Annotated in this window: 7 protein-coding genes; 3 read left to right on the top strand and 4 right to left on the bottom strand. The window is 38.8% G+C overall.

Translation table 11 applies throughout. The annotated features are described in order from the left end of the window. Window positions 1-169: 169 nt before the first annotated feature. Window positions 170-352 (top strand): hypothetical protein, encoded by a 183-nt coding sequence (locus tag R2Q70_RS17615; protein ID WP_316808859.1) that lies wholly within the window; start codon window positions 170-172, stop codon window positions 350-352. A gap of 88 nt (window positions 353-440) precedes the next feature. Here R2Q70_RS17615 and R2Q70_RS17610 read toward each other — a convergent pair whose 3' ends face one another. Together R2Q70_RS17610 and R2Q70_RS17605 are read right to left on the bottom strand one after the other, a co-directional pair. Beyond that, complete coding sequence (locus R2Q70_RS17610) at window positions 441-5,267, bottom strand: chemotaxis protein CheB (RefSeq protein ID WP_316808858.1); 4,827 nt, start codon at window positions 5,265-5,267, stop codon at window positions 441-443. 4 nt (window positions 5,268-5,271) lie between these two features. Beyond that, window positions 5,272-6,801 (bottom strand): GAF domain-containing protein, encoded by a 1,530-nt coding sequence (locus tag R2Q70_RS17605; RefSeq protein ID WP_316808857.1) that lies wholly within the window; start codon window positions 6,799-6,801, stop codon window positions 5,272-5,274. Between the two features lie 280 nt (window positions 6,802-7,081). On the opposite strand from R2Q70_RS17605, the gene R2Q70_RS17600 reads away from it, so the two are divergent. After that, window positions 7,082-7,855 (top strand): glucose 1-dehydrogenase, encoded by a 774-nt coding sequence (locus R2Q70_RS17600; protein WP_316808856.1) that lies wholly within the window; start codon window positions 7,082-7,084, stop codon window positions 7,853-7,855. 1 nt (window position 7,856) lies between these two features. Here R2Q70_RS17600 and R2Q70_RS17595 read toward each other — a convergent pair whose 3' ends face one another. Further along, on the bottom strand, window positions 7,857-9,674 hold the full coding sequence (locus R2Q70_RS17595; RefSeq protein ID WP_316808855.1) for a glycoside hydrolase family 15 protein: 1,818 nt from the start codon (window positions 9,672-9,674) through the stop codon (window positions 7,857-7,859). Window positions 9,675-9,821: 147 nt separating this feature from the next. Continuing rightward, window positions 9,822-10,913, bottom strand: coding sequence for a tRNA 2-thiouridine(34) synthase MnmA (gene mnmA / locus R2Q70_RS17590; protein ID WP_316808854.1), 1,092 nt, complete (start codon window positions 10,911-10,913; stop codon window positions 9,822-9,824). A gap of 629 nt (window positions 10,914-11,542) precedes the next feature. Between mnmA and R2Q70_RS17585 the strand changes: the two genes are divergently transcribed. Beyond that, window positions 11,543-13,828 (top strand): GH92 family glycosyl hydrolase, encoded by a 2,286-nt coding sequence (locus R2Q70_RS17585; RefSeq protein WP_316808853.1) that lies wholly within the window; start codon window positions 11,543-11,545, stop codon window positions 13,826-13,828. Window positions 13,829-13,920: the final 92 nt, after the last annotated feature.

Below are 13,920 nucleotides of genomic sequence, written 5' to 3'. Positions count from 1 at the left end.
TTATCCTAATAAAAAAATGGCACCTTTCTCGGTGCCATTTTTTTTGCCATTAACGGGCGAAATTTTAATATGGGAAAGATATCTTTCATGAATTTTACAAAGTAAATCGACATTATAATAAACATTTCACTTTGATGGCTGTTAAAATTATAGTTTAAACCTATTAGCTATGGACATCAATCAAGATAATCACTACAATAACAATCAGGAAAACGAATCAGCAAGTCACCACAGTAATAAAGACCAGAACCGCACCATTAGTGGTATAAATGACATCAGCAGATCATTCTGGGACGAGATTAACAACGAGATTAATTCTAACGATGTTCCGCTCTGGAGAATGTGGCGGTAATTTATCGCTTGTTTCTGTAAAATAATAAAGGCCGATGCTTTTTATAAGTCATCAGCCTAAAATTGAATTTTTAATGGTGTAGTAAACTTTATAGGGGTAACTCAAACCAGAATTCTGCACCTTTATTTTCTTCGCTATCCACTCCAATTTGGCCTTTATGCCGGTCTATAATTTCGGCTGAAATGTATAGCCCTAAGCCTAAACCGGAAAATAAGTGGGATGATTCTTCCACTCTGAAAAATCTATCAAAAATATATTCCGCTTTATCTTTGGGAATTCCGATACCAAAATCACGAACGGAAACCCTTAAAGCATTTTCCTTTAACTCCGTTTTAATAATAATTTCATTAGAATGTGGTGAGTATTTAAGTGCGTTCGACAGAAAGTTTGATACCACCTGCTCAATTCTATTTTTGTCTGCATGAACAATAACGTCCTGCTGAATATTCATGGTTACAGAATGATTGCCTAAACTGCCCTGCAAACCATCAACAGATTCTTCAATCACTTCATTGATATTGAAGTCAGAAAAAGTGAAAACCATTTTACCTGCCTGAATCCGTGTTACATCTAATAAATCATCAACCAAAGAAGTAAGTTTGCCGATCTGTTTGGTTGCCTTATCAATAAAGCCAGAAATATGCTCAAATTTTTCCTGCTGCGCCATTTTTAGGGCAAACTGCAAATAGCCTTTAATACTGGTAATAGGCGTTTTTAATTCATGACTGGCAATACTCATAAACTCATCTTTTTTGTTCATGAGGTCTTTGGTTGCTTTTTGAGCAATCATTAAATCGGTTACTTCAAAAGCGAAAAATGCAACACCATCAATTGCGCCACCATCAGAAAATACCGGGTTTAAAATGATATCAAACCAGCTATCTTTCGTTTTGCCTGTTTTCTCATCCTTTTGTTGCAGTTTATAAGAATTGGCAATGAAGGTTTCTCCCGTTTCAAGTACCTTTTGCTCAATATTAATCAGCTCCTGGGTTTCGAACTGCGAGCCGTCTTTAAGCTGCTTTTTACCAATATAGTCACTTCCACCATCAAACTGGATAAAAGCTTCGTTCACAAATTCGTAGACAAGATCTTTTCCTCTACGGATACTGATTAGAGCAGGTGCTTTTTTGAAAATGCTGTAAAATTCGTCCTGCTGTTTTTTAATGAGTTTTTGAAGCTCATTTCTCCGCTTTTCGTTGTGCTTTTGTTTGCTAATGTCAATGATGTACGACACTGCATCCTTGCGATCTTCGTCGTCTAAAATTGCCGAACCCACCATTACATCAATGGTTTTGCCGCTTTTAGTAAAGTATTGTTTTTCAAAAGGCGGACAGAAACCCTCATTTTTTACCAAATCTGCTGAGATTTTGCTAATTGGTAAGAAATCTGGAGGGGTAATATCACTCCATTTGATTAAACCATCTTCGAGATCTTTTGTAGTATAGCCCAGCATCTCAACAAATACCTTATTTGCCGTTTCAATTCTACCGGTTTCTACATCAGAAAAAATCATCCCGATTACATTAGAATCAAATATTTTCCTGAATTTTTTCTCAGTAGAATTTAACTTTGTTTCCGTATCAATCAGAACCGTAATATCAAGTATGGAGCCTACCATGCGGTATGGAATGCCATTATCATCCAACAGAATGCTGCCACGATCGAGGATGGTAGCATAACTTCCATCGGCTTTTTGTAAACGATATTGTGAGGTCCACTGGGTTTCAGCATTATTGATGGCCTCATAAACACTGTCTTTTACCCGCTTGCGGTCATCCGGATGAATGGTGTCAAAAAAGAAAGAAATATTCTGGTTATCCGGATTATTCTCATAACCAAACATAGTAGCGAAATTATCGTTCCGCCACATGGTATTGTTCGCCAGGTTCCAATCCCAAATGGTATCATTCGTAGCTTTTGATACCAGGTTGAAACGCTCTTCGCTTTCAGAAAGTTTAACGGTACGTTCCAGTATTTTTTGTTCCAGTTCGGTATTTAGTTCCTTTAAATTTTCTCTTGTTCCGAGCAGTTCGTTATAGTTGCGTTTTAATTTTTCTTCTGATAGTTTTTGTTTAGTAATATCGGTGATGGTTGCCGCAAATCCATCAGCCATTTTAACGGCAACAATCTCAATCCATACCTTATCGGCCAGTTTAAATTCGAATTGTAGTGGAGTACCTTTTTCGACTACGTTGATATATTTATTGAATAAATTTCCCTCTGAAATTTCAGGGAGATTTTCGAGCATTTTACCTTTTAGGAGTTCTTTATGCTCTTTTTTAAGGATTCTTAATGAAGCATCGTTAAACGACAAACATTCAAAATCGGTAATGAAATGATGTTTATTTCGGACTGCTTTAAACGCAATTACACCGTTTAAGCTGGCATTAAATACACCGCTAATAATGTTGCTCAACTCAGTAAGTTTCGAGATGTCAACAAAAGTAATTACTACACCATCCGTTTTTTTATCTTTTCTGATGTAGGGCATAATGCGCATCAAACTGCTGTTGCCATTTTTAATTTGAACTTCTTTTTCTACAACATTTCCTGTTTTTAAAACCGATTGGATATCGAGGTTAAGATTTTCAGCCTTAATGTTATTTGAAATGTGTTCAATGGAACGGCCAATGTCGGCTTCAATCAAATTAACCATGCTGATTGCTGCGGCATTAAACTTCCGGATGAACATGCCCGAATCAACGAAAATCTGACCGATATCCGTGCTACGGAAATAATTATCTAAGTCATCGTTTAGCTCAATTAATTCTTTAATTTTTACCTGATGCTCCGTATTTAAAGTGTGCAATTCTTCATTCAGCGACTGAAGTTCCTCATTGCTGGATTGTAACTCTTCATTGGCAGAAAGTAACTCCTCATTGGTAGACTGGAGTTCCTCATTAGTGGTTTCCATTTCCTCAACCGCCAGCTGAAGGTTATTCCGGGTTTCATTTAGTTCAGCCTCCAGCTCAAAAATGTATTCATTTTGGTCGCCATCAGGATAAGCCACCATGCCCAAATCATCCTTATCTGGAATCGTTTCCAGGGTGCTTTCCCCAAAAATAATCATGGTAGAACCGCTGGTGTTTTTCTCTTCAGGCGGTTGTATAGAAATATTTAGGTAAGTTTCTTTACTTCCGTTCGTGAATCTAACACGTTTAAGGTGGGTACTCTTGTTGTCTTTCCAGGCTTTTCTTAATGCCGTATTCAAAATGATCGAAATTTCTTTCGGCACCATTTTTAAGATGTTGAGCTCGATTTTATCTTTAGGCAAGGAGAGAAATTGCCGGTAGTCGCCAATCGCATCTTGCATGATGTAAGATTTATCGACATATATGCCCACGTAACCCAAGTCTCTGGTTAGAAATTGGTTGAATGATTTTTCAATCGGACTAACAGAAAAATCGTTAGCATGGGCATTCTTTTTATCCTGAACAGAAAGCGATCTCGACCCTGTATTGTAAGTGTTGTAAGTAGAATAATTGATCGTTCCAGTTTTCTGGTAAATCTTCCATTTGCTCGAAACTTCTGTTAACCCCGCTTTTAATGATGATGCGGTTTCGCTCGAACCCAACATTAAGTAACCGCCAGAAACCAGAGAAAAGTGAAAAATAGAAAGGATTTTTTCCTGCAAAATGCTGTTTACGTAAATAAGCATATTGCGGCAGGTTACCATATCATTTTTGATGAATGGCGGCGATTTAATCACATCATGTTTGGCAAAAACTACCTGTTTACGTATGGAAGCAACAACGCCGTAAAATTTCCCATCCTGAGCGAAATATTTTTTAAAGTATTTCGCAGGAATCTCTTTACTGATATTTGATGGATATTGGTTTCTTGAGGCAATTTCGATACTTTTTTCATCAATATCAGTAGCGAAAATTTTAATGTCTATTTTCTTTCCTGATTTGGCAACACTCTCATTCGCGATAACGGCAACGGTATAGGCTTCCTGGCCGGTACTGCAGGCACAAACCCATATTTTTAAAGTATCACCGTCTGATTTTTGTTCAATAATTCGGGCAATCTGATCTGCAAATGCCTCAAAGGCACCTTTATCTCTGAAAAATTTTGTTACGCCTATTAAAAAATCCTGGCCCAAAATGGCCACTTCTTTTTGATTGGTTTTTAAATATTGAACGTATTGGTCGAGCGTTTTAATGTTATGCTCATTCATCCTTCGGCCAATCCTCCTGATGATGGTTGGCGTTTTGTACAAGTTAAAGTCGTTTCCGCTTTGCAGATGAACCATTTTGAAAATTTCATCTAAAAGCTGCTCGTTTATTTTGCCATTTTCAAGCACCTTGATCGGCTCTTCATTCACATAGTTAAAAAGTTCATAGTGCATTTCTGGAGCAGATAATACATGATCGACATTGCCTGATGAAATGGCGCTGTTTGGCATGCCATCAAACTTTGCGGTAGATGGCTCCTGAGCGATGACCATACCTCCATATTCTTTTATCGCCTGGATGCCTTTTGTGCCGTCCGTCCCGGTTCCGGAAAGAATGATTGCAATTGCCTTCTCTTTTTTATCCTTTGCAAGCGTATACAAAAAGTGATCAATAGCGGTATTAGGAGCCTTAATGTGCGACTTCTCTGCCAGTTTTAAACGGCCCTGGCTTACCGTCATTAATTTATTGTTAGGAATGATGTAAACACAATCCTGCTGAATGGCCATGTCGTTTGCAGCTTCAAACACCTTCATGTGGGTATGTTTAGCTACGAGCTCAACCAATAGACTTTTATAATCTGACGACAGATGCTGAATAACCACAAATGAGAAACTCGCATTTGTAGGCATATGATCAAAGAATTCATGTATGGCTTCTAAACCACCCGCCGAAGCTCCAATTGCAACAATGTATTTATCGTATCTTTTTGACGTCGCTTTAGTCACCTGATCAGTCATTCGTTTAGTTGTAAATTTGTTTTGCCTTAAATTCAAATAAGAAATTTCTTAATGATTCGGCCATTTCAATTTCAGTTTTTTTCCAATCGTCTGATTGGCCATAAATGGTTTGCAACCAAAGTTTGAAAGAGTTACGCGGATGGTAATTTACCCCGTCTTTTTCAAATGTTATTGCCTGGTTTGGATCACCTCCCCATTTAATGTTCTGGATTACTTCCGGTCTGAAACATAATAAAAAGTCGCCTTTCCCTGCATCTATTGGAATTGCTAACAGCCCACTTGCTACTTCTGGATAGGCCTTCGCTTCTTCATAAGTTTCGCTTAAATTCTGGCTTGCGAATACCTTATTTATGCCTTTTCCTTCAAGCCATAACACCAGGTTTTCTAATTGGTCCATTTCTGGTACAATTCCAGTCGTTTTAATTTTGCCATTTAGGCTTAGTGCTGCACCAGTAGCATTAAACAACGAAAGTAGGTTTTGGTTTTCGTCAGAAAATATTCCCTTAGCAATATCATCTTCAGCGTAGATGAAGTCTGTGAGCACCGTACGTTGTTGCAGCAACCGCGTACTGCTCGCTAATTCTTCGTGTTTGATAATAGCGGATATACGATAAGATATTTCCAGACTTAACCAGTCAAAAATTGACCGGCTTTCTACGCTTAAATATTTACTTGTGATGTGGTGACAAGAGATTAAACCCCATAAAACGCCGTCGATAACCACCCGAATTGACATTGATGCGGTTACATTCATATTGGCCATATATTCCAAATGTACCGATGCCACGCTGCGCAAATTACAATCAGACAAATCTAAAAAACCATTACTTACCGGATTAATTACCGGAAAAAGCTTAATGGTTTTGTAATTTCTGTTCGGAATTAACCTGAAAGGGTTTTTAAGATAGAGTGCCCTGGCTTGCTTGGGCACATCAGATGCAGGAAAAGTTTGCCCGAGATAACTTTCCAGTTCTCCTGTTATTTCTTCAGCGATAACCGTTCCGTTCCAGTTTTTGTCGAAACGATACATCCTGATCCCATCAAAACCCGATATTTTACGGATTTCTTTAATGCTGGCCTCACAGACTTCTTGTAGGCTTTCGGTACTTTCTAAGGTTGAAATGAACGATCTCACCCCCTGAAACACCGCTGTGAAACTACGTTCAGGTTCCTCATCAACCTTTTCTATTTCTAAAATGATCAAATCCTTTTTTACATGCGCAAGAATATTCACTGGGATTGTAGCCGAAGCAGCAATTAACGGAAATTGAAAAGGCAACCGGGTTCTTATGCCTTTGCTGATTTCGAGCTTAAATTGACTTAGGTTTTCTGAAGATAAATAATCTTTAAAGTTCGTTCCAATACTTTCTTTCGCAGGTTTTGCAATAATCGACTCGATATTTTCGCTCACCTGGATAATATCGAGTGATGCAATTTCCAGAACGATTAAAAATCCGAAATCCTGTATCGAGTTGGTTTGATGAATGGCAAGATTTCCGCAAAATTCTGCATCGTAGTTTTTATTTTGAGTCATTTTTAATTTTTATGCATTTCAAATTTCAGCACTAATCAATCATGTATTTACTATTGAGAATATGCAACTGAAAAGAGACATTGCAATAGCCAAACGAAAATAGGGATCAGATTATCTAAACGTATAAAAATATACAAAACCGAAATAAAAACCATTTTTTATAACGAAAATGCTACTCCTTTCGCGTGGTAAAAAGCAAATGCATCATTATCCCAGGCATTTAGTTTTATATCCGTTAAAACATTCTTAGCTAAAATAACTTTTATTCTTAAAAAACTTTATGATGAATCGTTTCGAAAATAAAATAGCATTAGTTACAGGAAGCAGCCAGGGTATAGGCGAAGCTTGCGCTTTACGCTTGGCAAAAGAAGGCGCAGATATTATTCTTAACGGGCGCAAATTTGATGAAAGGGGTGAGGAATTAATCGCAAAGATTGAAAAGATGGGTAGGAGAGTTAAATTTTTAGCTGCCGATGTAAGCAAAACCAAAGATGTAATCAAACTTGTTGATGATGCCGTTGAGGTTTTCGGGTCGCTTGATATCCTCATCAATAATGCGGGACTGGAAAAGAAAGCAGATTTTTGGGAAGTAACCGAGGAAGATTATGACATCGTAATGGATACCAACCTAAAAGGTGTTTTCTTTGGTGTTCAGGCTTTTGTGAAATATTGCAAGAGGGAGAAAAGAGCAGGTACAATTATTAACATGAGTTCGGTACATGAGGAAATTGTGTTTCCTCACTTCGCGGCATATTGTGCAAGCAAGGGCGCCATGAAGATGTTAACCCGAAATTTGGCTACCGAATTGGCACCATTAAATATCCGGATCAATAACGTTGCTCCCGGTGCTGTCACTACACCGATCAATCAGGATCTGCTAAATAATAAAGAGCAGTTAGAAAAATTGTTAGAGAACATCCCAATGAGAAGAATGGGTAAAGTAGAAGATGTTGCTGCGGTAGTTGCTTTTTTAGCATCAGATGAGGCTGGTTACGTTACCGGATCAACCTATTTTGTAGATGGCGGCTTAACCTATCATTACGAAGAACAGTAAGTTAAAGCTTACTTGTTCTTCGTCCAATCTGTTTATTTAATTCAACAGCCGCACTAATCAGTGCAAGGTGGGTAAATGCCTGAGGGAAATTGCCCAAATGTTCGCCTTTTTTGCCAAGTTCTTCGCTAAAAAGCAGCAGGTGATTGGAATAGCCAATCATCTTTTCGAAGTTTTCTACAGCCCGTTCCACTTCTCCGCTTTTGGCCAATGCCTCGATAAACCAAAACGAACACATGTTAAAAGTGCCTTCCTCTCCATCTAAACCATCAATTTTGGTCATTCCGTTGTTATAGCGGTAAACCAATACATCTACTAAAAGTTCTTCATCAATCGCCTTCAAGGTTGATAACCATCGTGGTTCAATAGGTGAGATGAAATGCGTAAGTGGCATCAGCAGAACGCTTGCATCAACATGTTCTGCACCTTTGTACTGCACCCATGCGCCTCGTTTTTCGTTCCAGAAATTATGATAAATATCGTTATAAATATCACTTCTAACCTGGTGCCATTCGTTCTCCGGATAAGGGAAGGAGCGATGTTCAGCAATTTTAATGGCCCGGTCCATGGCTACCCAACACATTAACCGGGTGTGCAGAAACTGTTTTTTCTCACTTCTGATTTCCCAAATGCCATGATCAGGTTTTTTCCAGTTCTTAATGACCTGAACAATCTGTTTCTCTATCAGCGTCCAGAATTCATAGGTAATAGGCTTATAAGATTTGTTATAAATGTAGATGGTATCGATCAACTCACCATAAATATCGATTTGCAACTGCGTGGCTGCCTCGTTGCCAATTCTTACGGGTTTTGAAGCACGATAACCTTCCAGGTGTTTCAGTTCTTTTTCATGGAGTTCGGAATTTCCATCAATCTGGTAAACAAGCTGCAAATCAATGTTTTGGCAGAGGTTAAAAATCCAGTCGATAAAGGCTGTTGCTTCATCAAAGAAGCCCAATTTCAAAAATGCATACATGGTAAAGGCCGCATCACGAATCCAGGTGAAGCGATAATCCCAGTTTCGATTTCCGCCAATCGCTTCGGGCAAACCAAAAGTAGGCGCAGCCACCGCAGAGCCAAATTCCGCAGAAGTAAGAAGTTTAAGCGTAATCGCCGAACGCCGTATTAACTCACTATATCTTCCGTCATAACTCGTTTTGTTAATCCATTTCACCCAAAAATCTTTGGTTTGATGGTAGGCATCCTGCTGATAAAATTCCAGCGCTTGCCCTTGCTGATCTTGCGGTAAAAATTCCAGAACGATTGTAGCCACTTCGGTTTCGTTTAAGGTAAACTCGGCGTAACCATTCTTTTTTCTAACCTTAAGTGCTTTATCAGATAACATCTTGATCTGAAGTTTTTCTTCGGCAGATGTAAATCTGATTTCTTTTTCAAGGCATTCAACTTCGTGATCACTTTCTGAATAACCAAATCGGGGAACACAGCTCACTTTAAATTTAATGCTTCCCCTAACGGTTTTGATTTGCCTCACAATCGCACTGGTTAATTCCTTATTTCCTTTTTGAATGGGCATGAAATCGGTTAGCTCCGCTATGCCCGAATCAGAAAAATATCTCGTCAGTAAAATTGCCGTTCCCGGTAAATAAAGTTGTTTGCTGGTAAAGTTCTTTAGTTCTGGTTCTACTGCGAAAAATCCTCCACGCTGTGAATCCAACATCGTAGCAAATACAGTTGGCGAATCAAATTTAGGCGCACACATAAAATCGATTGATCCCTGCAACGAAACCAATGCAACGGTTTTAAGGTTTCCGATAATTCCGTAATTCTCTATGGGTTGAAAGGGCCTGCGGGTATGATTCATGTAGTATTGCTTTTAAACTTTCATTTATAAAGGAAATTTTAAAGCTTTTTGTTTGATGAACTACAGAATAGGTTAGCGCAATATAGAATATGCAGGCAAAAAAAATCCCAACCGGTTGGTTGGGATGTATATGATTTATTGCCATACTTAAACCAGGAATCCGCCTCCCAGTAAATCGTTGCCTTCATAAAACACAGCCGATTGGCCAGGAGCAATCGCCGATACATTGTGATCAAAAACCACACGCATCCTGTCCTTTTCCTGAACAATGGTACTTAACATACCAGCATCTTTATAACGAATTTTGGTTATTACATCGTTCATTGGCTCTTCAATACTTGCATATTTAATCAGGTTAATGTTACGAACCATGGCTTCTTTGCGTTCCAACTCTTCGGCTCTGCCTAAAACAACCGTATTGCTTTCCGGTAAAATTTGGGTCACAAACATCGGTTCGCCAAAAGCAACGCCCAAACCTTTACGCTGACCAATGGTATAAAAAGGATAACCTTTATGTTGACCTACAACCATTCCATTACTTAAAATGAAATTTCCGCCGGCAACCTTATCTTCCAAATCTTCAACTTTGTGTTTCAAGAAAGCCCTGTAATCATTATCGGGTACAAAACAAATTTCGTAACTCTCTGATTTTTTTGCCAGTTCTTCCTGCCCCATATCCAAAGCCATCTGCCTGATCTCTGATTTCGCAAAACTGCCTAAGGGAAATTTAGTACGCGAAAGGTTTTCCTGAGAAACACCCCACAGCACATAAGATTGATCTTTGTTTTCGTCTTTACCTTTAGAAATTACATAACGGCCGCTATCTTGCTGGCGAATGTTGGCATAATGCCCTGTTGCAATAAATTCACAGTCGAGTTTATTGGCACGTTTTAGTAAAGCTTCCCATTTAATATGCGTATTACATAATACGCAGGGGTTTGGTGTTCTGCCTGCTAAATATTCATCAACAAAGTTATCGATTACATAATCGCCAAATTCATCACGAATATCTAAAATGTAGTGCGGAAAACCGTAATTTACCGCAAGTGTACGGGCATCATTTATACTATCTAAAGAGCAACATCCGGTTTCTTTGCTACTGCCGCCGGCACTGGCATAATCCCAGGTCTTCATGGTTAAGCCAATAACTTCATAACCTTGCTCATGCAACATTACAGCTGCTACCGAACTATCAACCCCGCCACTCATGGCAACCAGAATTCTACCGTGTTTACTCATTTTAAAATAATAGGATGCAAAAATAAGGTTTATTTACCTGAAATTATTTAAAGCAAGTCAGTTACTTGTAAAAAGCTAAAGCGAGTTTTATTGTAAAGCAGCACCTGTGTCGTTATTAATGTTCGTCCAGCTTTTCGCTCATACGCCTGCAGGCCTTATGCTCATGGGCCGGTATCCGCTTCAATCTGGTTTATTGCACAAAAAACTGTGCTATAAACTTTCTTTCCTGGCGATCGTCATTGCGAGGTCCGGTTTTTCATCGGAACGCGGCAATCTCTTTTTAGTAAATGATCGTGCAAATAAAATTGCTTGAATCGATGAGAATCGATTTCGCAAAGACGGCTTGAATGAACCATATCATGATGTGAATATCATTTAGGGCGATCGTCATTGCGAGGTCCGGTTTTTCATCGTAACTCAGCAATCTCTTTTTGGTAAATGATCATGCAGATAAGATTGCTTCAATCGATGAAAAATCGATTTCTCAAAGACGGGTTGCGTGACGTGTCTTATCGCAACTTTGTATTTTTTATGTTGGTTAAACGATTTAGTCAAAGTTTATATGCACATTCGCATTTTAATTAATACCTTAGAATTTTCAAACAAAATACAATCAATTTTTTCAGAATATGATTAAAAAAATTATCCTGCCTTGTCTTCTTTTGTCATCATTCGTGGCATCGGCTCAGCAGAATTTGGTCCAATATGTTAAACCAATCATTGGAACTTCGAAAATGGGACACACCTATCCTGGAGCAACTGTTCCTTTTGGCGCAGTACAATTAAGTCCTGAAACAGATACTTTATCTTACGAAGTAAATGGCAAATACAATGGTGATGTTTACAAATATTGTGCAGGTTATAAGTATGAAGATAAAACCATAACGGGTTTCAGCCATACGCATTTCAGCGGAACCGGTCACTCAGATTTGGGCGATTTTCTGATCATGCCTACACAAGGTAAACTGCAATTAAACCCAGGCACTGCCGATAACCCTAAAGGGGGTTACCGTTCGGCCTATTCACATGCCAATGAAAAAGTTGAAGCTGGTTATTACAAAGTAAAACTTGATGATGATAACATTACAGCTGAATTAACAGCTACCAATCGTGTTGGCATGCATCAGTACACTTTTCCAAAATCAGATCAATCACATATCATTTTAGATTTGATGGCTGGCATTTATAACTATGAAGATAAAACGGTGTGGACCTACGTTCGCGTGGTTAACGATACCTTAGTAACTGGTTATCGCCAAACCAATGGATGGGCAAGAACCAGAACGGTTTATTTTGCCATGAGTTTTTCGAAGCCATTTAAAAGTTATGGCAGAAAAAGTTACGATGCCAAACAAGCTTACCGAGGTTTTTGGGGCAAGTTTAACCAGGATCAAAACTTCCCGGAAATTGCTGGTAAAAAGTTAAAAATGTATTTTGATTTTGATACGCAGGAAGGCGAAAAAGTGAAAATCAAGTTTGCACTATCGCCGGTGAGTCAGGAGAATGCTTTGCAAAACATGCGTACCGAAATATCTGGCTGGGATTTTGAGAAAGTGAAAACGCAGGCTCAAAGCACCTGGAACAAAGAGTTAAATAAAATCCAGGTCAACACCTCAAACAATAATAAGATTAATTTCTACACAGCGCTATACCATTCATTTATCAACCCAACAACCTATACCGATGTAAATGGAGAATACAAAGGTTTAGATCAGGGCATACACAAGGCTGAAGGTTTCACTAATTATACCACATTTTCTCTGTGGGATACTTACCGGGCGCTGCATCCTTTCTTTAACATCACACAGCCAGGCAGAAGTAACGATATGGTAAAATCGATGATGGCGCATTACGATCAAAGCAGTTTGAAGATGTTACCGATTTGGTCGCATTATGCCAACGATAACTGGTGTATGAGTGGTTATCATAGTGTTTCGGTTTTAGCTGATGCAATTATTAAAGGAACTTACAATGGCGATGCCAACAAAGCATTAGATGCCTGTGTAACGACAGCGAAGCACCGCGACTATGAAGGAATCGGTTATTATATGGACAAAGGATATATCCCTGCTGAACGAAGTGGTGTTTCTGTTTCCAATACGCTTGAATATGCCTATGATGACTGGGCCATTGCACAGCTGGCGAAAAAACTGAACCGCATGGATGTGTATAATGAATTTATCAAACGTTCGAATAACTGGAGAAATAATTATGATAGTGCTTCAGGCTTTATGCGTCCACGTTTGGCAGATGGTACTTTCAAAAAAGCGTTTGATCCGAAGGATACAGAAGGGCAGGGTTTTATCGAAGGAAATAGCTGGAACTATAGTTTCTTTGTTCCTCATGATCCGACTTCTTTGGTTGAGGTAATGGGCGGGAAAAAGAAATTTGCAGCTCGTTTAGATTCATTGTTTAGCATGCATTTGCCGGATGAGTTTTTCGCCCATACAGAAGACATTACACGTGAAGGTATTATTGGTGGTTACGTTCATGGAAATGAGCCGGCACATCATGTGGCCTACCTTTACAACTGGACAGATGAAGTGTACAAAGGTCAGGCTCAAATCCGCCACATTTTAAACATGCAATATAAACCTACTGCCGATGGTTTGGGTGGAAATGATGATTGCGGCCAGATGAGCGCCTGGTACATGTTTTCGGCAATGGGATTTTATCCGGTTGCACCAGGCTCTGATGTATATTCATTAGGTAGCCCTTTGGTTAACAATGCTGTTATCAATTTAGAAAACGGAAAAACATTCACTGTTGAGGCAATTAAACAAAGCGATAAGAATGTTTACGTTCAAAAGGTTCTGTTAAATGGAAAGGAAATTACCAACCATCAGATTAAACATGCTGATATTACCAATGGAGGAAAGCTTACATTTTACATGAGCGCAAAACCTAAAAAATAATATTTCAAATCATCCCGATTGAGGTATCAAACCGCTGGCATTTGTCAGCGGTTTTTTTTTGTATTTGAGGAGCATATCGCAATCCTCAACGC

Origin of the sequence: Pedobacter agri, from assembly GCF_032678665.1 — a bacterium.
GTDB classification, from domain to species: Bacteria; Bacteroidota; Bacteroidia; order Sphingobacteriales; family Sphingobacteriaceae; genus Pedobacter; species Pedobacter agri_A.
This window is presented reverse-complemented; position numbering and strand designations above follow the sequence as displayed.